The sequence below is a fragment of the Klebsiella sp. K5-45 genome (assembly GCF_030128605.1).
GTDB lineage: Bacteria > Pseudomonadota > Gammaproteobacteria > Enterobacterales > Enterobacteriaceae > Klebsiella > Klebsiella quasipneumoniae.
This window is the reverse complement of record NZ_JAKUZW010000014.1, coordinates 35,129-58,643: the sequence shown is the minus strand read 5'-3', so window position 1 is coordinate 58,643 and position 23,515 is coordinate 35,129. Positions and strand designations below refer to the sequence as shown.

Annotated in this window: 19 protein-coding genes and 1 tRNA gene; 12 read left to right on the top strand and 8 right to left on the bottom strand. The window is 58.6% G+C overall.

The annotated features are described in order from the left end of the window. Positions 1-53: 53 nt before the first annotated feature. A complete protein-coding gene (locus tag MKS11_RS23595; protein WP_017900062.1) occupies positions 54-653 on the top strand; it encodes a YiiQ family protein in 600 nt (199 codons plus the stop codon). 109 nt (positions 654-762) lie between these two features. Next, a complete protein-coding gene (gene tpiA, locus MKS11_RS23590; RefSeq protein ID WP_002922909.1) occupies positions 763-1,530 on the top strand; it encodes a triose-phosphate isomerase in 768 nt (255 codons plus the stop codon). Positions 1,531-1,622: 92 nt separating this feature from the next. Here tpiA and MKS11_RS23585 read toward each other — a convergent pair whose 3' ends face one another. The 4 genes from MKS11_RS23585 to zapB form a co-directional block, all read right to left on the bottom strand. After that, positions 1,623-2,927 carry an SLC13 family permease gene (locus MKS11_RS23585; protein ID WP_043522754.1) on the bottom strand — a complete coding sequence of 435 codons (1,305 nt, stop codon included), beginning with the start codon at positions 2,925-2,927 and terminating at the stop codon, positions 1,623-1,625. 64 nt (positions 2,928-2,991) lie between these two features. Then, entirely contained in the window at positions 2,992-3,762 is a 771-nt protein-coding gene (locus MKS11_RS23580; RefSeq protein ID WP_072500780.1) for a CDP-diacylglycerol diphosphatase, read from the bottom strand. A gap of 242 nt (positions 3,763-4,004) precedes the next feature. Continuing rightward, positions 4,005-4,994, bottom strand: coding sequence for a sulfate ABC transporter substrate-binding protein (locus MKS11_RS23575; protein ID WP_004205090.1), 990 nt, complete (start codon positions 4,992-4,994; stop codon positions 4,005-4,007). A gap of 152 nt (positions 4,995-5,146) precedes the next feature. Next, entirely contained in the window at positions 5,147-5,392 is a 246-nt protein-coding gene (gene zapB, locus MKS11_RS23570; RefSeq protein ID WP_004150222.1) for a septal ring assembly protein ZapB, read from the bottom strand. 442 nt (positions 5,393-5,834) lie between these two features. On the opposite strand from zapB, the gene MKS11_RS23565 reads away from it, so the two are divergent. Beyond that, positions 5,835-6,686, top strand: a complete 852-nt coding sequence (locus MKS11_RS23565; protein WP_004205091.1) for an MIP/aquaporin family protein — start codon at positions 5,835-5,837, stop codon at positions 6,684-6,686. A 21-nt stretch (positions 6,687-6,707) separates the two neighbouring features. Next, entirely contained in the window at positions 6,708-8,219 is a 1,512-nt protein-coding gene (gene glpK, locus MKS11_RS23560) for a glycerol kinase GlpK (protein ID WP_004873089.1), read from the top strand. Positions 8,220-8,333: 114 nt separating this feature from the next. Here glpK and gltS read toward each other — a convergent pair whose 3' ends face one another. Continuing rightward, positions 8,334-9,536 (bottom strand): sodium/glutamate symporter, encoded by a 1,203-nt coding sequence (gltS, locus tag MKS11_RS23555; protein ID WP_004901437.1) that lies wholly within the window; start codon positions 9,534-9,536, stop codon positions 8,334-8,336. 284 nt (positions 9,537-9,820) lie between these two features. On the opposite strand from gltS, the gene MKS11_RS23550 reads away from it, so the two are divergent. The 4 genes from MKS11_RS23550 to MKS11_RS23535 all read left to right on the top strand — a co-directional run bounded on the left by MKS11_RS23550 (position 9,821) and on the right by MKS11_RS23535 (position 16,281). Next, a complete protein-coding gene (locus MKS11_RS23550) occupies positions 9,821-11,212 on the top strand; it encodes an NCS2 family protein (RefSeq protein WP_004150226.1) in 1,392 nt (463 codons plus the stop codon). Positions 11,213-11,362: 150 nt separating this feature from the next. Then, positions 11,363-13,078: an AsmA family protein gene (locus MKS11_RS23545; RefSeq protein ID WP_064187389.1), complete on the top strand. Its 1,716-nt coding sequence runs from the start codon at positions 11,363-11,365 to the stop codon at positions 13,076-13,078. Between the two features lie 251 nt (positions 13,079-13,329). Next, the gene (locus MKS11_RS23540; protein ID WP_101865616.1) at positions 13,330-14,889 is read left to right on the top strand and encodes a PTS transporter subunit EIIC; all 1,560 of its coding nucleotides are present in this window, start codon (positions 13,330-13,332) and stop codon (positions 14,887-14,889) included. A gap of 12 nt (positions 14,890-14,901) precedes the next feature. Next, positions 14,902-16,281: a maltose-6'-phosphate glucosidase gene (locus MKS11_RS23535; protein WP_004205096.1), complete on the top strand. Its 1,380-nt coding sequence runs from the start codon at positions 14,902-14,904 to the stop codon at positions 16,279-16,281. A 188-nt stretch (positions 16,282-16,469) separates the two neighbouring features. Here the strand turns inward: MKS11_RS23535 and MKS11_RS23530 are convergent, their stop codons facing one another. The 3 genes from MKS11_RS23530 to MKS11_RS23520 form a co-directional block, all read right to left on the bottom strand. Then, a complete protein-coding gene (locus MKS11_RS23530) occupies positions 16,470-17,192 on the bottom strand; it encodes a MurR/RpiR family transcriptional regulator (RefSeq protein WP_087771072.1) in 723 nt (240 codons plus the stop codon). 158 nt (positions 17,193-17,350) lie between these two features. Further along, positions 17,351-19,669: an alpha-xylosidase gene (gene yicI / locus MKS11_RS23525; protein WP_032456738.1), complete on the bottom strand. Its 2,319-nt coding sequence runs from the start codon at positions 19,667-19,669 to the stop codon at positions 17,351-17,353. 12 nt (positions 19,670-19,681) lie between these two features. Next, on the bottom strand, positions 19,682-21,076 hold the full coding sequence (locus MKS11_RS23520; protein ID WP_004205100.1) for a glycoside-pentoside-hexuronide family transporter: 1,395 nt from the start codon (positions 21,074-21,076) through the stop codon (positions 19,682-19,684). A gap of 292 nt (positions 21,077-21,368) precedes the next feature. Here MKS11_RS23520 and MKS11_RS23515 point away from each other — a divergent pair. From MKS11_RS23515 to MKS11_RS23500, 4 genes are all read left to right on the top strand, one after another. After that, positions 21,369-21,463, top strand: a tRNA-Sec gene (locus MKS11_RS23515). Between the two features lie 165 nt (positions 21,464-21,628). Beyond that, positions 21,629-22,096, top strand: coding sequence for a DUF3237 domain-containing protein (locus MKS11_RS23510; RefSeq protein ID WP_004205101.1), 468 nt, complete (start codon positions 21,629-21,631; stop codon positions 22,094-22,096). Between the two features lie 112 nt (positions 22,097-22,208). Further along, positions 22,209-23,216, top strand: coding sequence for a zinc-binding alcohol dehydrogenase family protein (locus tag MKS11_RS23505; protein ID WP_004205102.1), 1,008 nt, complete (start codon positions 22,209-22,211; stop codon positions 23,214-23,216). A 1-nt stretch (position 23,217) separates the two neighbouring features. Continuing rightward, positions 23,218-23,508 carry a putative quinol monooxygenase gene (locus MKS11_RS23500; RefSeq protein WP_004205103.1) on the top strand — a complete coding sequence of 97 codons (291 nt, stop codon included), beginning with the start codon at positions 23,218-23,220 and terminating at the stop codon, positions 23,506-23,508. Positions 23,509-23,515 lie beyond the last annotated feature (7 nt).

The following is a 23,515-nucleotide window of genomic DNA, read 5'->3' as shown; positions in this document are numbered from 1 at the left end:
AGCGCCGCGCTTCCCGATTTAATCGTCAGCAGGCAAAAAAAGGAACGACGGGCATGAAAAAGTGGACAATCTTGTGTTTCAGTGGGCTGATGGGCCTTGCCGTCGGCCCGCACGCGTTGTCCGCAGAAAGCGAATCGACGACCGCTGCCCCCTACCTGCTCGCCGGCGCGCCGAGCTTTGACCTGTCGATCAGCCAGTTCCGGGAAAAATTTAACGCCGATAACCCGAAGCTGCCTCTGAATGAATTCCGTTCCATATCAACCAGCCGCGATCGGGCTAACCTGACCCGCGCCGCCAGCAAGATTAACGAAAATCTCTACGCCTCCACCGCGCTGGAGCGCGGCACGCTGAAGATCAAATCCATGCAGATCACCTGGCTGCCGATCCAGGGGCCGGAGCAAAAGGCGGCGAAGGCCAAAGCGCTGGAGTATATGAGCGCCATGATCCGCGCCTTCGTGCCCACCCTTAGCCCGGCGCAGAGCCAGCAAAAACTGCAGAAACTGCTGACTGCCGGCAAAGGCAAACGCTACTTCTCCGACACCGAGGGCGCCGTGCGCTATGTGGTGGCAGATCATGGTGAAAAGGGTCTGACCTTCGCTGTTGAACCGATTAAGCTGGCGCTATCTGAAACGCTGGAAGGTAACAATAAATGACAAAAAGCAAAGCCTTTCCAGTGACGAGTCTCTATACTGTTTCACAGACCATGCTGCCCTCTGGGGCGGCTATATTCCTTAATTCGCTTAAGTAGCGTGGAGAATTAAAATGCGACATCCTTTAGTGATGGGTAACTGGAAACTGAACGGCAGCCGCCACATGGTAAACGAACTGGTTGCGAACCTGCGTACCGAGCTGGCTGGCGTAAGCGGCTGCGCAGTTGCCATCGCCCCGCCGGAAATGTATCTGGACCTGGCTAAGCGTGCGGCAGAAGGCAGCCACATCCACCTGGGCGCGCAGAACGTTGACGTAAACCTGTCCGGCGCTTTCACCGGTGAAACCTCCGCCGAAATGCTGAAAGATATCGGCGCACAGTACATCATCATCGGCCACTCCGAGCGTCGTACCTACCACAAAGAATCCGACGAGCTGATTGCGAAGAAATTCGCCGTGCTGAAAGAGCAGGGTCTGACTCCGGTACTGTGCATCGGTGAAACCGAAGCCGAAAACGAAGCGGGCAAAACGGAAGAAGTTTGCGCACGTCAGATCGACGCGGTACTGAAAACGCAGGGCGCTGCCGCTTTCGAAGGCGTGGTTATCGCTTACGAACCTGTATGGGCTATCGGTACCGGCAAATCCGCGACCCCGGCTCAGGCTCAGGCGGTGCACAAATTCATCCGTGACCACATTGCTAAAGCTGACGCGAAAATCGCTGAGCAAGTGATCATCCAGTACGGTGGTTCCGTTAACGCTGGCAACGCAGCAGAGCTGTTCACCCAGCCGGACATCGACGGTGCGCTGGTTGGCGGCGCCTCCCTGAAAGCTGACGCTTTCGCGGTGATCGTTAAAGCAGCAGAAGCAGCGAAAAAAGCGTAATTCGCTTTTCCCGGTGGCGACACGCAACCGGGTTGACTGACAAAACGTGGGAGCCCGGCTTAGCACAGCGCAAGCCGGGCTTTCTTTTGCCGTTACAGTTTCCCCAACAGCTGATACCACGCGTAGTCCAGCGGCAGTAAAATCAAATAGCTCACCGCCGCCAGCGCCAGACAAAGCAACATCCCCGCCCTCGCCGGGACTTTGCCTAACCCCATCGCGACCACGATTGGCGACGCCTGATACGGCAGCAGCGGCGTGGAATAACCCAGCACCTGAATCATAATCACGCTCAGCAGCGGGAAGCCGGTGGCGTCGGCAAAGCTCTGGGCAAAGGTGGTATACAGCGCCGGCACGCCGTTGGCGGTCATAATAAAGTTCAGCGCGCTGGTAATTCCGGTCAGCGCCAGGAAGCTGGTGAAAGGATTGTCTTTATCCAGGGGCATCACCTGCAGCAGCGCATTGCCCACCACGCCGCCAATCCCGGTTTGGGTGACGGTGATCGCCAGCCCCAAAATCCCGGCAACATAAATACAGGTGCGCATATTCACCCCGCTGGCAAACTCTTCGCCGCTGATAAAGCCCACCCGCGGCAACAGCGTGACCACCGCCGCCGCCAGGCCGGTCCACGCCGGGCCGATGCCATGCCAGCTCTCGGTCACCCACAGCGTGAGGACCACCGCCAGCAGCCACGCCAGACGCTTCTCGTCGCGGCTCATCGCCGGCAGCGGCGCCAGGTCGCGCGGCGGATGCGGCTTACCGGGAAACAGCCAGCAGATCAGCGCCACCAGCGCCGCCCCTTTCAGCCAGCCAAGCACCGGCGTATGCAGCAGTAAATAGGGAACATAATTCAGATGGATACCGTACGAGCCCTCCGCCGCGCCGCTCATCACCAGATTCGGCACGTTGGCGGGCAAAATCGTCGCCGAAAGCTGAAAGGTGCCGAACCCCACCGCCAGCGCCAGGCCGAACCAGCCGCGGCTGCCGTCGGCAATGCCCGCCCGGCGGGCCATCGCCGCCACGATCGGCATCAGCAGCGCGATGCGCCCCATGTTGGAAGGCATCACGAACGCCAGGGCATAGCTCAGGAGTACCACGCTGGCGACCATCCGCGGCCAGGAGTCGGTTAGCCGCGCCGACAGCGCCTGCGCCGCCCGGTCCGCCAGCCCGGTTTTACGGATCGCGATGCCGAGCACAAAGCCGCTGAACACCAGCCAGAAGGCCGAGGAGGCAAAGCCGCCGAAGATCACCTCCGGCGGGGCGATTTTCGCCATCATCGCCGCAGCGAAAAACAGCAGCGCGGTGATAAATTCCGGCAGCAGCGACGTCGCCCAGAGCACAATGGTAACGCCGACAATCAGTGAAGGGAGGAACAGCGGGTGGGTAAGCCAGAGCGACATGCCTGTCTCCTGTCGTTTTTTTCAGCAAGAATACGACGACAGGTAAGACAGGTAAACGCCAGAACTAGTGGTTTGCGTTAAGGATGGCGCAGCGATGATCCTGGATCTCTTCCGCCGAGGCCCGGTTCAGGGACAGCAGGTTACGCTCCGTCGCCAGCAGCACCAGAGAGCCGTCGCTCTGCTGCGCCATCGCCAGCGCATAGCGTCCCATATGCTGACGCGCCTCCGGCACCTCTTCCGCCAGCATCAGGAACGGGCTGCGCTGGGCGAGCTCCGCCTCCGTCACCCGGCGCGCCAGATATTCATGGCCCTGAAGCCCACCCGGCAACGGCAGCCAGCGGCTGCTGATCGCCGCCGCATCCTTGTCTAACTGCGCGCGCACATCGGGGCGCAGGCAGGAGATATGAATATGGAAATGGTTTTGCGTGCGTCCGCTGCGCGAGTTGATCGCCAGCGATACCGCGTTATCGGGAACCGGCGCGCCGTGGCGCTGGCTCATGATCTCACGCCCCTGCCAGGCCTGCCAGAAGAAGTTCGGCGTCAGTGGATCCAACAGCAGCGGGCTTTCGGTGCCGTTAATGCGGTAGGTCGGCATCAGCAAATACTGCAGCGGGCCGTTACGATCTTTAAACAGCACATAGCCGCCCTTGAGGTTCACTTCGGCACACGGCGACGGGTTTTGCTGCTGTTGCTGATGGGGAACGCACTGCTGCAGAACAATCTTGCGCAACGCGTCCGGGTTGCCAGAGTGCAGCCAGTAGTAGCCGCCCGCCAGCGCCGCGAGGATCGCCACCAGCAGCGCCAGCAAAAAGTATCTTACTCTTCTCATTTTCATTCCCTGTTAAGCCTGAAGCGGAAGAGTAACGTAATTTGATGACTAAATGAAAACAGATGACGGGCGGAGCGTTTTCCGGGTCGCGGCTGGCGCCTTACCCGGGCTACGCACAGCGCAGAAGTGTAGCCCTGCTAAGCCTAGTGCAAGCAGGGATTCCCGGGTGGCGTCTGGCGCCTTACCCGGGTTACGCACAGCGCAGAACTGTAGCCCTGCTAAGCGTAGCGCAAGCAGGGACAAGAGAATTAACGCTGGCTAATCTGGTCGAAGGTGCCGCCGTTGGAGAAGTGCTCTTTCTGCGCTTTCGTCCAGCCGCCGAACTCCTGATCGATAGTGAACAGTTTCAGTTTCGGGAATTCATTAGCATATTTCTTCGCCACGTTCGGATCGCGCGGACGGTAGAAGTTCTTCGCCGCAATCTCCTGGCCTTCCGGCGAGTAGAGATACTTCAGGTACGCTTCCGCCACCTGGCGGGTGCCTTTCTTATCCACGACTTTATCGACCACCGAAACGGTCGGCTCAGCCAGAATCGACTCACTCGGGGTCACGATTTCAAACTTGTCTTTGCCCAGTTCGTTGGTCGCCAGCAGCGCTTCGTTTTCCCAGGCGATCAGCACATCGCCGATCCCGCGTTCTACGAAGGTATTGGTCGAACCGCGCGCGCCGGAGTCCAGCACTTCCACGTTTTTATACAGCGCCTTGACGAAATCCTGGGCTTTCGCCTGGTCGCCATGGTTCTGATGCAGGGCATAGCCCCAGGCCGCCAGGTAGTTCCAGCGAGCGCCGCCGGAGCTTTTCGGGTTCGGGGTGATGACCGACACGCCCGGTTTGATCAGGTCGTTCCAGTCATGGATCTGTTTCGGGTTGCCCTTACGGACGAGGAACACGATGGTGGAAGTATAGGGCGCGGAGTTATCCGGCAGGCGCTTCAGCCAGTTTTTATCGATACGGCCGCGCTCGGCGATCGCGTCGACGTCGTAGGCCAGCGCCAGCGTAACCACATCCGCTTCAATACCGTTAATCACCGAGGTCGCCTGCTTGCCGGAGCCGCCATGCGACTGGCGGATCACCACGTTGTCGCCGGTCTCCTGCTTCCAGTGCGCGCTGAACGCTTTGTTGTACTGTTCGTACAGCTCGCGCGTTGGATCATAAGATACGTTTAATAGCTGAAAATCTTTTGCCAGAACGCTGGCGGATGCCAGCAACAGAGTTAACCCTACGCCCCACTTATTCATCGCACCGCTCTCTTTATGTCGTGTTGTGATGGGCTAAGCGTGCCAGAAAGCGATTCAATGATTAAAGAATAAAAAAAGATTGGCTATAACTTGTGAGTATAAAGGAAGGGATAAGGATCACCCCCTCCCTGGCGGGAGAGGGCGTGAAGCGATTAGACTTCTTCCATGCGGCCCAGCAGCGCCTGCAGACGCTCCTGCCAGCCCTGCTGCTGCTCTTTCAGCTGGCTGTTTTCGCGCTCCAGCTCTTCACGACCATGCTGCGCGCTCTGAACTTCCTGCACCAGGGTGTTGTTCTTTTCTTTCAGCTCTTCGATTTCCATCTGCAACAGAGTGATGGTATCAATCGCCTGCTGAACCTTAGATTCTAATTTCTCAAACACTTCTAATGACATCGTCATACCTCTCCTGAACTTGCAAGGCGTTGATAGAAACTGGTGTTTCGTATACGCGGTCCCGCCTTAACGAAAATTAGCGCACATAGCGGTGTTATCGTCGATTGTATGAATCCCCGCCGCCCCTGTCCAGCGGCAAGCCGCGCAGATTGCGGTTTGCAACACTTTTCAGTCTTTACCTGGTACTTTCAGCGCAGTTCGCTCGTACTTCATGAGCCATTGTTAATATTATGGTTAACAAAATGCGAGGTGAAACGCTCCGGCAGCGCGCTTAATGCGCACGAATGGCGCGAAAACGCTCATTTTCTTGACGTGCTACACACATTTGAAGTTCGATATTTCTCGTTTTTGCTCGTTAACGATAAATTAACACTATGCCTACATGGCAATATGGTCGTCTGTGACCACCCTACATACAATAATCATCACCACGCTTCAGGATTCGATTATGAGCCAAACATCAACCTTAAAAGGCCAGTGCATCGCAGAGTTCCTCGGTACCGGGTTGTTGATCTTTTTCGGCGTTGGGTGCGTGGCTGCGCTCAAGGTCGCGGGAGCCAGCTTCGGACAGTGGGAAATCAGCATCATCTGGGGTCTGGGCGTCGCCATGGCGATCTACCTGACCGCAGGGGTATCCGGTGCGCACCTTAACCCTGCGGTGACTATCGCGCTCTGGCTGTTCGCCTGCTTCGATGGCCGCAAAGTGGTTCCTTTTATTATTTCGCAATTCGCTGGCGCCTTTTGCGCTGCGGCATTAGTTTACGGGCTTTATTACAATCTTTTCCTCGATTATGAAACCACCCACCATATGGTACGCGGCAGCGTGGAAAGCCTTGATCTGGCTGGCATCTTCTCCACTTACCCGAACCCGCATATCAATTTTGTGCAGGCCTTCGCGGTAGAGATGGTGATTACCGCTATCCTGATGGGCGTCATCCTGGCGCTGACCGACGATGGCAACGGTGTGCCGCGCGGCCCGCTGGCGCCGCTGCTGATCGGCCTGCTGATCGCGGTGATTGGCGCCTCCATGGGACCGCTGACCGGCTTCGCCATGAACCCGGCGCGTGATATCGGCCCGAAAGCCTTCGCCTGGCTGGCCGGCTGGGGCGACGTCGCCTTCACCGGCGGTAAAGATATTCCTTATTTCCTGGTGCCGCTGTGCGCACCGGTGGTCGGCGCGGCGCTGGGCGCGTTCAGCTATCGTAAGCTGATTGGCCGCCACCTGCCTTGCGACACCTGCGTGGACGAAGAGCAAGAGAGCCCCTCCTCTTCCTCCACTCAACATAAAGCTTCGCTGTAATCTGACTACGGGACACCGACTATGACCGACAAAAAATATATCGTTGCGCTTGACCAGGGCACTACCAGCTCCCGGGCCGTTGTGATGGATCATGATGCCAATATCGTCAGCGTCTCCCAGCGAGAATTCGAACAAATTTATCCTAAGCCAGGCTGGGTTGAACACGACCCGATGGAAATCTGGGCGTCCCAAAGCTCGACGCTGGTCGAAGCGCTGGCCAAAGCGGATATCAACTCCGATCAGATCGCGGCCATCGGTATCACCAACCAGCGTGAGACCGTGGTGGTGTGGGAGCGCGAGACCGGCAAACCGATCTATAACGCCATCGTCTGGCAGTGCCGCCGCACCGCCGAGATCTGCGAGCAGCTCAAGCGTGACGGGATGGAGGAGTATATCCGCAAGGCCACTGGCCTGGTGGTGGACCCCTACTTCTCCGGCACCAAGGTGAAATGGATCCTCGACCATGTCGAAGGTTCCCGTGAGCGTGCGAAGCGCGGTGAGCTGCTGTTCGGCACCGTGGACACCTGGCTTATCTGGAAGATGACCCAGGGTCGCGTGCACGTCACCGACTACACCAACGCCTCGCGTACCATGCTGTTCAACATCCACGACCTGGACTGGGACGACAAGATGCTCGACGCGCTGGATATTCCGCGCGCCATGCTGCCGGAAGTACGCAAGTCGTCCGAAGTGTACGGCCAGACCAACATCGGTGGTAAAGGCGGGACCCGCATTCCTATCGCCGGGATCGCCGGTGACCAGCAGGCGGCCCTGTTCGGCCAGCTGTGCGTTAAGGAAGGGATGGCGAAAAACACCTACGGCACCGGCTGCTTTATGCTGATGAACACCGGCGAAAAAGCGGTGACCTCCACTCACGGTCTGCTGACCACCATCGCCTGCGGTCCGCGCGGCGAGGTGAACTACGCACTGGAAGGGGCGGTGTTTATGGCTGGCGCCTCCATTCAGTGGCTGCGCGACGAGATGAAGCTCATCAGCGATGCGTTCGATTCCGAGTACTTCGCCACCAAAGTGAAGGACACCAACGGCGTGTACGTCGTGCCTGCGTTCACCGGTCTTGGCGCGCCGTACTGGGACCCCTATGCCCGCGGCGCGATTTTCGGCCTCACCCGTGGCGTGAACTCGAACCACATTATCCGTGCGACGCTGGAGTCCATCGCCTATCAGACCCGCGACGTGCTGGAAGCGATGCAGGCTGACTCCGGTATCCGTCTGCATGCGCTGCGCGTGGATGGCGGCGCGGTGGCCAACAACTTCCTCATGCAGTTCCAGTCCGATATCCTCGGCACCCGCGTGGAGCGTCCGGAAGTGCGCGAAGTGACAGCCCTGGGCGCCGCCTATCTGGCCGGTCTGGCGGTCGGCTTCTGGCAGAACCTCGATGAGCTGCAGGAAAAAGCGGTGATTGAGCGTGAATTCCGCCCGGGGATTGAAACCACCGAGCGTAACTATCGTTACAGCGGCTGGAAGAAAGCGGTGAAACGCGCGTTAGCGTGGGAAGAGCACGACGAAGCGTAAGATTGTGGAGGTATTCCCGGCTTGCGGCGTAAACGCCTTAGCCGGGCTACAAAACCCCAAACAGCACGATCTTGTAGCCCGGACAGGTGCGCAGCACCGCCTCCGGGTTTTTTATCAACCAAATATCGGCAGCAACAGGTACAGCTTAATCACCAGCGCGTTGACGATATCGATAAAGAACGCCCCCACCATCGGCACCACCAGGAAGGCCATATGTGACGGGCCGAAACGGTCGGTAATTGCCTGCATATTGGCGATCGCCGTCGGCGTTGCCCCCAGACCAAACCCGCAATGCCCGGCTGCCAGCACCGCGGCATCGTAGTTTTTACCCATCATCCGATAGGTGACGAACACTGCATACAGCGCCATCGCTACCGCCTGCACCGCCAGGATAATAATCATCGGCAGCGCCAGAGAAGCCAGTTCCCAGAGCTTGAGGCTCATCAGCGCCATGGCGAGGAACAGCGACAGGCTGACGTTGCCCAGCACCGACACCGCGCGATCGAACACCCGATACAGCCCCGCCAGCGCCAGGCTGTTGCTGAGGATCACGCCGATAAACAGCACGCAGACAAAGGTCGGCAATTCAAAGACACTGCCCGCCAGCAGTTGCGCAACCACCTTGCCCACCGTCAGACAGATGGCGATCAGGGCGATACTCTCGATCAGCACCAGCGAGGTGATCACCCGCCCCACGTCCGGCTTTTCGAAGGCGGTCGGCGCCACCTGATCGTCCGGCGTCCCGTCCGGCGAGGAAGAGTGTTTCACCAGGTAACGCGCCACCGGGCCGCCGATCAGGCCGCCGAGCACCAGGCCGAAAGTCGCGCAGGCCATCGCCACCTCGGTGGCGTTGGCAAAACCATAGCGCTCAACGAACAGCTTGCTCCATGCCGCCCCGGTGCCGTGGCCGCCGGAAAGGGTAATAGAACCGGCCAGCAGACCCATCAGCGGATCCAGGCCCAACAGCTTCGCCATGCCGATACCGAGGGCGTTCTGCAGCAGCAACAGACCAACCACCACAATCAGAAAGGTACCCAGCACCTTGCCGCCCGCCCGCAGGCTGGCCAGGTTGGCGTTCAGACCGATGGTGGCGAAGAACGCCAGCATCAGCGGATCTTTGAGGCTCATATCGAAATCAATATCGATATCCATACTTTTTTTCAGCACCAGCAGCGCCAGCGCCACCAGCAGACCGCCGGCAACAGGTTCAGGAATGGTGTATTTCTTGAGGAGGGGTACGGTTTGGACGAGTTTTCTGCCGAGTAATAGCACAAGCGTTGCGGCAACGAGCGTCGATAAGGTATCGAGATGAAACATAAAAAGCTCCTTATGGGCGCATGATCCATTCACACGCGACGATATTCCTGGTGTCTTTAGCTTCTCTTCATGAGGAGGCAGAGGGGGATTTTACGCAGAACGGCGGAAAAAATGACAGAAAAAGATATTTTGTATCCTGAATGATGCGATTTAGCATACAAAATGTTAATAATCTCGTTGCGCATATTCACAGCATAAATTTTTATGGGCAAACGCTGGCAAACGTTTGCTTTTGGTCTACAGTCCGATAAAATTCCCGCTTTGCCACCTTGGGATTGCTTGTGATGTCCGTTAACACCGCAGAGTCAGAAAATGCGCAACCGGTTGCGCATAAACCAGCCAGCGAATTAATTTACCGCCTCGAAGATCGCCCGCCCCTACCGCAAACCCTGTTCGCCGCCTTCCAGCACCTGCTGGCGATGTTTGTCGCGGTGATCACCCCGGCGCTGTTAATCTGCCAGGCTCTCGGTCTCCCGGCGCAAGATACCCAACATATCATCAGCATGTCGCTGTTCGCCTCCGGCGTGGCCTCCATTATTCAGATCAAAGCCTGGGGCCCGGTCGGTTCCGGACTGCTCTCCATCCAGGGCACCAGCTTCAACTTTGTCGCCCCGCTGATCATGGGCGGCACCGCGCTGAAAACCGGCGGCGCCGACGTCCCGACGATGATGGCCGCCCTGTTCGGCACCCTGATGCTGGCCAGCTGCACGGAAATGGTCCTCTCCCGCGTCCTGCACCTCGCGCGCCGCATCATTACCCCGCTGGTCTCCGGCGTGGTGGTGATGATCATCGGCCTGTCGCTGATTCAGGTTGGGTTGACCTCCATCGGCGGCGGCTACGCGGCGATGGCCGACCATACCTTCGGCGCGCCGAAGAACCTGCTGCTGGCGGGCATCGTGCTGGCGCTGATCATCATTCTCAACCGCCAGCGTAATCCCTATTTGCGCATCGCTTCGCTGGTGATTGCCATGGCGGCGGGCTATCTGGCGGCGTGGTTCCTCGATATGCTGCCGGCCAACACCGCCCCGACCAACAGCAGCCTCATCACCGTCCCGACGCCGCTCTACTATGGCCTCGGCATTGACTGGAGCCTGCTGCTGCCGCTGATGCTGGTGTTTATGATCACCTCCCTGGAAACCATCGGCGATATCACCGCCACCTCCGACGTCTCCGAACAGCCGGTCTCGGGTCCGCTGTATATGAAGCGCCTGAAAGGCGGCGTGCTGGCTAACGGCCTCAACTCCTTTGTGTCCGCGGTCTTCAACACCTTCCCGAACTCCTGCTTCGGCCAGAACAACGGCGTGATCCAGCTGACCGGCGTCGCCAGCCGCTACGTCGGCTTTGTGGTGGCGCTGATGCTGATCGTCCTCGGGCTGTTCCCGGCGGTGAGCGGCTTCGTACAGCATATCCCTGAGCCAGTGCTCGGCGGCGCCACGCTGGTGATGTTCGGCACCATCGCCGCGTCCGGCGTGCGCATCGTCTCCCGCGAGCCGCTGAATCGCCGGGCGATCCTGATTATCGCCCTGTCGCTGGCGGTGGGCCTCGGCGTGTCGCAGCAGCCGTTGATCCTGCAGTTCGCGCCGGACTGGCTGAAGAATCTGCTCTCCTCCGGTATCGCCGCCGGCGGTATCACGGCGATTGTTCTGAATTTAATTTTCCCGCCAGAAAAAGCCTGATTTAACGCGTCCCGGTCGTGCCATCGGCCGGGGCACCCTGGCGCTGCCCTCCACCGTCTGCCCCGTCACGGAAATAAACCACGCCTGCCTTGAGAAGTGCGCATAAATCGGGCATAACACGGTTATGTGCATCTCACAGAATGGAAGACCATGAAATTTCTTGGAAAGCTGATTCTCTGGCTGCTAGTCGCTCTGCTGCTCGTCATCGTTGGCGCGTGGTTCCTGCTGCAAACCCACTGGGGCGCCCGCCAGGCCAGCGCCTGGCTCAGCAATGGCACCGGCTGGCAGGTCTCCTTCGATGCGATGGACCACGATTTCTCCTCCCCTCTTCATGTGCAGTTGCAAAACGTCACCTTTGGCCGGGAAGGCAAGCCGGCAACCCTGGTGGCGAAAACGGTCGATATTGGCTTCAGCACCCGCCAGTTTAGCGACCCGCTGCATGCGGATGAGATTGTCCTTAACGACGGCACCCTGAATCTGTCACCCCACTCTGCCGACCTGCCGTTCGCTGCAGACCGGCTAATGTTGCGCAATATGGCCTTCAATAGTCCGGAAACCGGCTGGGCGCTCAGCGCGCAGCGCGTCACTGGCGGCGTCAGCCCGTGGGCGCCGGAGGCAGGCAATGTGCTGGGGAAAACGGCGCAGATCCAGATGAGCGCGGGCTCGATGACGCTCAATGGCGTCGAAGCCAGCAATGTTCTGATTCAGGGCAAGATTGATCAGGGCGAGGTCACCCTCTCCACCCTCGGCGCCGATGTCGCCCGCGGCACCTTAACCGGCAATGCGAAACGCAGCGCCGACGGCAGCTGGCTGGTGGATAACCTTCAGCTCAATGAGATCCGACTGCAGAGCGCCGCCTCGCTGGCCGACTTTTTCGCGCCGTTAACCACGGTCCCCTCTCTGCAGATTGGCCGCCTGGATATCACCGACGCGCGCCTGCAGGGGCCGGACTGGGCGGTAACCGACCTCGACCTGAGCCTGCGCAACCTGACGCTCAGTCACGGCGGCTGGCAGAGCCAGGACGGCGCGCTGTCGATGAATGCCAGCGAATTTATCTACGGCTCGCTGCACTTTTTCGACCCGATCCTGAATGCCGAATTTTCACCCCAGGGTATTGCCCTGCGCCAGTTCTCCTCGCGCTGGGAGGGCGGCATGGTGCGAACCTCCGGCAACTGGCTGCGCGCCGGTAACGCGCTGGTGCTTGACGACACCGCCTTCGCCGGGCTGGAGTACACGCTGCCGGCGAACTGGAAGCCACTGTGGATGGCGCCGCTGCCGGCCTGGCTGCAAAGCCTGACGCTTAAAAAATTCAGCGCCAGCCGCAACCTGATCATCGATGTGGACCCAGCCTTCCCATGGCAGATTACCGCTCTCGATGGCTATGGCGGCGAGCTTCAGCTGGTGAAAAACGGCAGCTGGGGGGTGTGGAACGGTAGCGCGACGCTAAACGCCGCGGCGGCGACCTTTAACCGAATTGACGTGCGTCGCCCTTCACTCAAGCTGAGCGCCACGGCGTCGACGGTCAATATCACTGAGCTCAGCGCCTTCACCGAGCGCGGCATTCTGCAGGCCACCGCCGCGGTATCCCAGCTGCCGCAGCGCCAGGTCAATTTGAGCCTGAACGGCCGCGGCGTGCCGCTGAATATTCTGCAGGCCTGGGGCTGGCCTTCGCTCCCCATTAGCGGGGATGGCAACCTCCAGCTGACCGCCAGCGGCAGCGTGCAGGCCGATGCCCCGCTCAAGCCGACGGTCAACGCACAGCTTAGCGCCGTAAATATGGAGAAACAGCAGGTGGCGCAAACCATGCGCAACGGCGAGGTCAATACCGCCCCCGCCGCGCCAGCGCCCGCTCCCGTCACGCCCTAGCGATGCCCCATCCCCCTCTCCCCCACGGGGAGAGGGAACGCTTCTCTGCAAACACTCCGCTCTGGCAACGCTCTCTCACTTTCAGGGAGGGGGTCTGCAAGCATTCTGAAACCTGTGTGCAATAAGCGGCTATCTGTGCCTATTTACCGCTACTGGTTCCTTTCAAATATCAGAGTTGCTATAACCAAAATACTGGAAGTCGATAAAAACAAACCGCTCCCTGTACCTACAAAAATATAAAAGGATCAATCATGCCTGAAATACGTCAGCGTATTCTGGAGAATATGCAAAAATTCTCCCGGGCCATGATCGGCGCCGTATTGTTCTTGCCGGTCATTGGCTTAATTCTGGCCCTCAGTTCAGTATTAACTAATCCGACATTAATTGCTGAAACCAGTTTCCTGCACCAGCTTGGGCAGATGCTCGGCGACACCTTTTGGCCTCTATTTGGCAACCTCGGCTTATTATTTTGCGTCGGTATTAGCTATGGCCTGGCAAAAGATAAAAAAACCGAAGTCGCGCTGGTTGCGGTGATGTGCTTCATTATGTTTCTTGGCGCCAACCACTCCTGGCTGGAACACACCCACGGACTCGCCGAAAAAATTAACGGTGAATATTATGGCACCGGGCAAACCCAACTGCTGGGCTTTGTAGTGGTGGATATGGGCGTTTTCCTTGGCATTATTCTCGGCTGCACTATCGCGTGGGTGCACAATAAAGTCTCTACCATTGAGCTGCCCGGCGCGCTGTCGATGTACGGCGGCGCCAAGCTGACGCTGGTGGCGATGACGCCGGTGGTTATCTTCTACGCCATCGCCTTTACCTGGATTTGGCCGTTTATGACCCACGGCATCTCCGCCCTCACCGGCTTTATGAAAAATGCTGGGGTCGCCGGGGTCTTCGTCTATGGTTTCTTTGAAAAATTTCTTATCCCGACCGGCCTGCACCATTTTGTCTGGTCACCCTTCCAGCTCACCCAGATTGGCGGCACCCTGAACGTGGACGGTCAGGTGGTCTCCGGTACCCAGGCCATTTTTCTCGCCTACATGCGCCATCCGGATCTGACCCCGGTGATGAATGAGGCCCTACGCTTCTCACAGCAAGGGATGACCACCATCTTCGGCCTGGCCGGCGCCTCGCGGGCGTTCTACCACACCGCGAAGCCGGAGAAAAAAGTGATGGCCAAGGCGATTCTGCTGCCGGCGATTATCACCTCGATGCTGACCGGCATCACCGAGCCGATTGAGTTCACCTTCTTGTTTGTCTCGCCACTGCTGTGGGTGATCCATGCGACGTTAACCGCCGCCTCGCAGGCCATTTGCGACCTTTTCACCGTACGCCCCTGGGGAGCCTCGGGCCTGATCGAATTTCTGATCTATAACCTGCCGCTACCGGTCTCCTTAACGCGCTGGCCGGGATATGTCCTTATCGGTATCGGCCAGTTCGCCGTCTACTACGTGATTTTCCGCACTCTGGTGGTGAAGCTGAATCTGAAAACGCCGGGCCGGGAAGATGACGAGAACGTGAAGCTCTACAGCAAAGCGGAGTATCGCCAGAAAGTCGCGCAGCCGCAGTCGGTCACCGATGACATTATCCGCGGTCTCGGGGGCAAGGAGAATATTCTCTCCGTCGATAATTGTTTTACCCGCCTGCGCGTGGCCGTGCGCGATATGGCGCGGGTTGATGACGCGCAATTAAAAAATACCGGCGCCAACGGCGTAGTGCGCAATCGCAATGAGGTTCAGGTTATTTATGGCGTAAAAGTGGGACAGGTACGTTCCCGGGTTGATAACTGGTTAGCAGAAAATTAATGAGGAGTTTGTATGAAATTAACCGTATTAGGCGGGGGCGGCGTTCGCTCTGCATTTTTAGCGAAATCTCTGGCATATAATGCTCACCGCATTGGTTTAACGGAGGTGGTTTTTCTAGATAACTCTGCAGATAATCTGGCGATATTCGGCGAAATTGCCCGCTATGTATTTACGACCATTCGCCCGGATATTCATTTCACGACCACCACCGACCCGGTCGCGGCGCTACAAAACGCCAATTATATTATTACCACCCTGCGGGTCGGTGGTGATGAAAGCCGTATTCGCGACGAGCGCATTGCGCTGCAACATAACACCCTCGGCCAGGAGACCACCGGCGCCGGCGGCTTCGCGATGGCCATGCGTTCGATCCCGGCGATCCTCGACTATTGCCGGCTGATCGAAGCGCATGCCGCCGAAGACGCCATTCTGTTTAACTTTACCAACCCCTCAGGCCTGGTGACGGAAGCGATCGTTAAGTCCGGCTTTAAGCGTCGGGTCTACGGGATCTGCGATGCCCCCTCCGAGCTGATTCGTGAGCTGCCGGCGATCCTCGGCTGTGAGGAGCGCGACCTGAGCGTGGAATGCTATGGGCTGAACCATTTCTCCTGGTTTACCCACTTCACCGTGCGCGGGGAAGCGGTGACCGAGCGGCTGATCGCCAGCCCGGCGCTGTACCAGAAGACCGCGATGCAGTATTTCTCACCCGAACTGGTGCGGCTGTGCGATAACCAGTTACTCAACGAATATCTCTATTATTATTACTATCGCGACGAGGCGCTGAAGGCGATTCAGGGGGCAGGCGAAACGCGCGGGGAGCAGATCGCCCGTATCAATCAGGAGATGCGCCAGGCGCTGCGCACCGTGGATGCCAGAACGCAGCCGGAAGCCGCCTTCAATATCTGGATGCAACACTACCTTCGCCGGGAAAACAGCTATATGCAGAACGAATCCCGGCAGGAGAAATTTCATACCCGCGAGCCGCTGACGCTGCGGCAGTTTATCGAAGAGCCGGACACCGGCGGCTATGCCGGGGTGGCGCTGGATATTCTGGAAGCGGTGAACAGCACCACCACCAAGCGGATCGTGGTGTCGATCCAGAATAATGGCACGCTCGACTTTTTGCGCCCTGACGACGTGATTGAGATCAGCTGCGACCTGAGCCGGGAGGGTCTCAAGCCGGTAACGCCGGTGAAGGTGCCGACGGCGCAGAAAAATATGATTTCCTGCGTGAAAGAGTATGAGCGGCTGGCGGTTGCGGCGATCCTGCAGCAGGATAAGTCGCTGGCGGTGCGGGCGCTGATGGCGCACCCGCTGATCGGTTCCTGGTCGCTGGCGAAAACCCTGGTCGAGGCCTACCTCGACGATGAGCAGTTCGCCGCCTGGCGGTAACCTGCTGCCGATGGGATTCCCCCGCTTGCGCTACGCTTAGCGGGGCTACGAACGGAGCGGTTATTATTTTATGTAGGTCGGGTCAGGCGTAAGCCGCCACCCGACAAATAGCCGCATCACCCGGTAGCCCGGATAAGGCGCCAGCCGCCATCCGGGAACTCCCCCCGCTCGCACCGCGCTTAGCGGGTCTAGCTATTGCTCCGTACGCGGGTAAACCACATCTTCAGTAGCCGCTCAAAGCCTAAGATGCAGTAGCCGAAAAACGGGTTGCTCCAGTAAATATCATCGTCAAACTTCTGCGGGTCGTAAATAATAAACGCCGTATCTGCAGCCTGGGCCAGCGGGCTCTGATAATCACCGGTAAAGCAGACCAGATTAATCTCCTTCCCCTCCAGGGCCTTCACCCAGTTAAGCGCTGAGCTGCTGCGCCCGGATTTCGAAATGATCCAGATGGAGTCGAAGCGAGCGGCGTTTTTCTGTTCAAGAATTTCGTAATCCGGCCACAGCGCCAGGCTGGCATTCACCCCAGTGACGAGAAACTTGTTATAAATATACTGGGCGATCAGCTGCGAAAAGCCGCTGCCGTGGATCAGGACGCGCTGCTGCGCGAGGCTTGCCAGCAGTGGCGTCAGCGCCTCCGCCGGCTGAATGCTCATATAGTCGATATCGTTGGTGACATCGAGCTTCGGCATGGTGATATTGAACTTGATGAAATAGACCAGCTCCAGCCAGCCGCTGAACTTAAGCTTTTTCGCCAGCCGTACCAGCGAGGAGGGATTACTGTAGCACTGCTCCGCCACGGCGCGGACCCCCTGGCGGATACACTGCTCCGGGTCGTTCTGGATAAAGCGCAGCACGGTCATTTCCGTTTTGCTTAGCTTCACGTCACGAAAGATATTTTCTACGTCCATGGCGGGCTCCTCTCAGCGGCAGAATACGCTATCACCGTTCAGCAACGGCGTCTGCGGCCTGAGTCACCAGACTGAAATGAATATTACTTTTTGTACAAAAATGGAATAAAAAACCCTCTCCGCCAGGCGAAGAGGGTCTCTGCCGTTAACGCAGTCTTTTACAACGTAATCGTCAGCGTATTACCCTGGGCGCTCACCACCACACCCCATTCGCTGCCGGTCTGCGTGCCGCCCTGGACGCCGGCTATCTGCTGGATATTGCGCAGGCACAGCGTCCAGCCGCGGGCTTCGCCTTCGCCGCTCACGGCGATGGTGTTGCCCTGGCGCTTCGCCTTCAGGGTGAAGATCGTGGAACCGTCCGCCGCCGGAACCTGACAGCGCGCCTCGCGCCCCTCTTCGAGGTGGAACAGCTGGAAGGCGGTGCCTTCATGCCAGGCATAATCGGGTTTCTGGTCATTGTTGCCCAGCGCCAGCAGAGTATTGTCGCGAATGTAGACCGGCAGGCTCAGCGCATTATGATTCTGCTTATGCCAGCGGCTACCCGGCAATTCATCGTTATGCCACAGATGCGTCCAGCGCCCTTCCGGCAGATAAAACTGCACATCGCCCGCTTCGGAGAACACCGGCGCGACCAGCACTGAATCACCCAGCATGTACTGGCGGTCGAGATAGTCGCAGGTCGGATCGTCCGGGAACTCGAGCATCATCGCGCGCAGCATCGGGGTGCCGTACTCATTGGCCAATGCCGCCTGACGATAGAGATAGGGCATCATGCGGCATTTCAGCTGCGTGAAGTGGCGCACCACGTCGCAGGACTCTTCGTCGTAGGCCCATGGCACACGATAGGATTTACTGCCGTGCAGGCGGCTGTGGCTGGAAAGCAGGCCGAAGGCGCACCAGCGCTTGTAGACGTGGGCCGGGGCGGTATTCTCGAAACCGCCGATATCGTGGCTCCAGAAACCGAAGCCAGACATGCCGATCGACAACCCGCCGCGCAGGCTTTCCGCCATCGATTCGTAATTGGCGTAGCAGTCGCCGCCCCAGTGCACCGGGAACTGCTGTGCGCCCACCGAGGCGGAGCGAGCGAACAGCACCGCTTCTTTCTCGCCGACGGTCTCTTTCAGCACGTTCCACACCAGTTCGTTATAGATGAAGGCGTAATGGTTGTGCATTTTCTGCGGGTCAGAACCATCAAACCACTGCACATCGGTCGGGATGCGTTCGCCGAAGTCGGTCTTGAAGCAGTCGACGCCCATCGCCACCAGGCCTTTGAGTTTGTCGGCGTACCACTGACAGGCTTCCGGGTTGGTGAAGTCATATATCGCCAGCCCAGGCTGCCACTTATCCCACTGCCACAGCGAACCGTCCGGGCGCTTCAGCAGATAGCCCTTCTCTCTCAGCTCCTTGAACACCGGCGAGCGCTGGCCGATATACGGATTGATCCACACGCAGATCTTCAGCCCTTTCGCCTTCAGGCGCTTGATCATCCCTTCCGGGTCCGGGAAAGTCAGCGGATCCCATTCGAAATCGCACCACTGGAAGGCCTTCATCCAGAAACAGTCGAAATGGAAGACGTGCAGCGGCAGCTGGCGCTCGGCCATGCCGTCGATAAAGCGGTTCACCGTCGCTTCGTCATAGTTGGTGGTGAACGAGGTGGTCAGCCACAGACCAAACGACCATGCCGGCGGCAGCGCCGGGCGACCGGTGAGCTGCGTATAGCGGTTGAGCACCGCTTTCGGCGTCGGGCCGTCGATCACGAAGTACTCAAGGTATTCGCCTTCCACGCTAAACTGGACTTTCGAGACCTTCTCCGAGCCCACCTCGAAGGAGACGCGCTGCGGGTGATTGACCAGCACGCCGTAGCCGCGGTTGGTCAGGTAGAACGGAATGTTTTTATAGGATTGCTCGGTGCTGGTGCCGCCGTCTTCGTTCCAGGTTTCTACCGTCTGGCCGTTGCGCACCAGGGCGGTAAAGCGCTCGCCGAGACCGTAGACGGTTTCGCCGACACCGAGGTCGAGGCGCTCAAACAGATAATTGCGCTGGGTCTGACTATCCTGCACGTAGCCGTTGTTTTTCAGCTGACTACCGGTGATACGCACGCCGTCGCGCAGAAAATCCAGCGCCCAGAATTCGCCTTTAGTAACGCGCACGCTAAGGCTACCGCTTTTCAGCTCGGCGAATTCGGCCGTATCCTCTATGGTGACATTGACGTCGTTCTGCACGTTCAGCGGGTAGTGCGGACCGTTATCCAGCGCGCCCTGGAAGTGCTCCATACGCACCCCGATCACCCCTTCCAGCGGGGAGAAAAAGCGCAGGGTGAATAACGGCGTATCCAGCTGCCAGGCGCGTTCGCGGACATCGCGCGGCGCGGCATAGACCACCATTTCATTCCCCTGCTGCTCCACCTCATAAACCTGTACGGGTTGGATCAGGGTGAGCCCTGGTTGAATGAGCCAGTTTCCATCACTGATTTTCATTAAAACGTCCTCTTAGTTTTGCCATTCTTTGTCGATCGGGGCTGTTGCGAAATCTTGTTCATTACGACGCGCGCCCTCGGCCAGCTCGGCCATCATTTTTTTCAGGAACGGCGTTTTCAGCGTGTAGTAGCGTTTGGCGATCGCCGCGCTCAGCAGGTAGCACACCGCTGGAACGAGGGTGAACAAGGCGATAATAATGGTGAGAGTGGCGCCGTTCTGGGTTTTGGCTGCGGCGTCGTAACCGCCGCCGGCCAGCATCCAGCCGATGAGCGCGCCGCCCAGCGCCAGGCCCAGCTTGAGCACAAACAGGGTGCCGGCAAAGCTGATGCCGGTCAGGCGTTTGCCGTTGCACCATTCGCCGTAGTCGACGGTGTCGGACATCATCACCCACTGGATTGGCGTCACCAGCTGGTGCAGTACGCCAATGGCGAAGATAAAGACGAACATGGTGATTTCGGCATTCATCGGTACGAAAAACATCGCCACGCTGAGCACCGCCAGGATGGCGTTGGTCCACCAGAAGACGCTGACTTTGCATTTCCAGTCGGTCAGCGGTTTCGCCAGCGCCGAGCCAATCAGGTTGCCGACGCAGTAGGTGGTGAGGAAGACGGTGAACAGCGCCGCCGAGCCCATGATCCAGGTGGTGTAGTACATCATCGCGCCGCCGCGAACGCAGACCGCGAGGATATTGAGAATGGTGAGCACGCCAACCACTCGCCACTGGTCATTGCGCCAGATATCGCGCAAATCTTCGCGCATCGAGGTGCTGCTCGGCGGCGCTTCGACACGCTCTTTGGTGGTAAAAAAGCAGAAGGCCAGCATCAGGAAGGCGATTGCCGACAGCACCGCGATGCCCCCCTGGAAGCCAAGCGCTTTGTCTTCGCCGCCGATAACGTTGACCAGCGGCATCATCAGCACGGTGGAAAGCATGCCGCCTGCCGTCGCCAGCACAAAGCGCCAGGACTGGAGTGAGATGCGCTGTGTCGGGTTGTCGGTGATCACGCCGCCGAGCGCGCAGTAAGGGATATTCACCACGGTGTAGAGCAGGGTCAGTAGCGTGTAGGTTACCGCAGCGTAAATCAGCTTGCCGTGGTGGCTTAAGTCCGGCGAGCTGTAGGCCAGTACGCAGACGAGGCCGAACGGAATGGCACCGAAGAGGATCCACGGGCGAAATTTACCCCAGCGGCTGCGGGTACGGTCGGCCAGCAGGCCCATGCACGGGTCGGAGATCGCATCCAGCGCGCGCGCCAGCAGGAACATGGTGCCGACAAAACCAGCGGGGATGCCGAAGATATCGGTGTAGAAAAACATCATATACAACATAACGTTATCAAAAATGATGTGGCTGGCGGCGTCACCCATGCCGTAGCCAATTTTCTCTTTGACGGACAAAATATGATCTTTCATATGGGCACAATTCCCTTAGCGGCGCCACGGATTGGTACCGGTTACATTTCTTGTAAACCTTTGCCGCAGGAAGATGAATTGCGATATCTCGTTATCAGATTACGTTTCTTGTTTTCTGTGATCGCGGTAGCCTGAAAGCGTATGAAAAAGTGTAACCCATGGATTTTGAACGGATTTGTTTCAGACTGTTCTGCAAAGTCCAGTTTTAACAGTAAAAAAGTGCGTTCAGGTATGTGGTAAACGGCTGAAAGTAGCTATAATGCGCCCCGCCTCCATGTAGCAATCGAGGCGCGGAAGATCGTCATCTCCGGTGAGGTGGCTGGACTTCAAATCCAGTTGGGGCCGCCAGCGGTCCCGGGCAGGTTCAACTCCTGTGATCTTCCGCCAGTTTGCCTCTCCTCCTCCACCGCCACGCCATACCAAACTGAGCCGCAAAACCCATCATCCCAGTCAATCATTTTCATCCAAACTCTGCGTTATTTTGTCTCCTGCGAACCCGTTACACTGGCGCAAAGGCCGCGTGCCGTTGCCAACCGAAACAGGAGAGCCATGATGACCCCCGAACTGAGACACTGTTTTTCCATTACCATCCAGGTTGATAAACCGATAATCGTTTCCCGCAGTCCGCAAACCGGCAAGCGTCAGCTGATCCCGATTCTCGGCGGCAGCGTTTCGGGTCAACTTCGCGGCCACGTGCTGCCCGGCGGCGTCGACAGCCAGATTATCGAGCCCGACGGCACGTGCAGGCTATCCGCCCGCTATGCCCTGCAGGTGGAGGAAGGAACGGTGTACGTGGAAAACAACGGTATTCGCCGGGTGCCGGCCCGCTATCATGACCAGCTGTTCGCCGACGATATGCGCTTTTTTAGCACTATTCCGCCGGAAGAAATCTATTTTCGCACCGTCCCCACCTTCGAGGTGGATACCCCCGCGCTCAGCTGGCTAACCACCTCGCTGTTTATCTGCGCGGGCGGACGTACTCAGGATGGGGTGATGCTCGATTTCTATCAGGTGGGCTGATTTTCACTTTCTGCATATAACTGTTATTGCCGTTAACCCGTTTTTCCCCTCCCGGCGCCGGTCTACTATCGCGTCATCGCTTTATTCACCCGATTCACAGACCGGAGCAGTTATGAAAGCTATCGCCATTACTCAAGCCGCCGCTGACGGCGACAATATCCCTTTTTTAACCGAGATCGACCTGCCGGTCCCTTCCGCCCACGGGCGTGATCTGCTGGTTGCCGTGAAGGCGGTCTCGGTCAATCCGGTGGACACCAAAGTGCGCGCCGGCTTCCAGGGCGACACGCCGCGGGTGCTGGGCTGGGACGCCGTTGGCGTGGTGCAGTCCGTCGGTGAGGAAGTGACGCTGTTCGCACCAGGCGATGAGGTCTGGTACGCCGGCGCCCTGGGCCGGGCCGGCAGCAACAGTGAATATCAGCTGGTAGATGAGCGCCTGGTGGCCCACAAACCGCGCACCCTCGATAACGCCTCCGCCGCCGCGCTGCCGCTGACGGCTATCACCGCCTGGGAGCTGCTGTTTCACCGTCTTGGCGTCACGGAAGGCGGCAACGCGGGCGACACGCTGCTGATCGTCGGCGCGGCGGGCGGCGTGGGGTCGATCCTGACCCAGCTGGCCAGCAAACTGACCGCCATGACGGTGATCGGCACCGCCTCGCGTCCGGAGAGCCAACGCTGGGTCCGCGAGGCGGGCGCGCACCATGTTATCGATCACAGCAAGCCGCTCTCCGACGAGCTGGCGCGCATCGGCATCAACGCGGTGACCCATGTCGCCAGCCTGACCAACACCGACCAGCACTTCAACGCGCTGATCGACGCCCTCGCCCCGCAGGGCAAGCTAGCGCTGATTGATGACCCGGAGACCCTGGACGTGGTGCCGCTGAAAGCCAAAAGCCTGTCCCTGCACTGGGAATTTATGTTCACCCGCTCAATGTTTGAGACGGATGACATGATCGCCCAGCATCAGTTGCTAACCCGCGTGGCGGCCCTGATCGACAACCACACGATCAAAACCACACTCGGCGAACACTACGGCGCTATCACCGCCGACAATCTGCAGAAAGCGCATCGCCAGCTGGAAACCGGACGCGCAGTGGGCAAGATTGTGCTGGAGGGATTTTAAGATGATAACCCTTCTCGCCGTGCTCAAGGCGAAACCAGGCCAAACGGACGCGCTGCGCAAGGTCCTGCAGGGTCTGCTCCTGCCGACGAGACAAGAGCCGGGCAATCTTGACTACGCGCTGTTCCAGCTGCGCGACGCGCCGGATACCTTCTACATGCGGGAGTCCTGGCGTGACCAGCAGGCGCTGGATGAGCATATCGACCAACCCTACTTTCAGGCCTTTATTGGCGAGATGGATTCCCTGCTCGCCGAGCCACTGCGCCTGGACTATCTGACGCCAGTCGCCCCCTGAAAAGTCT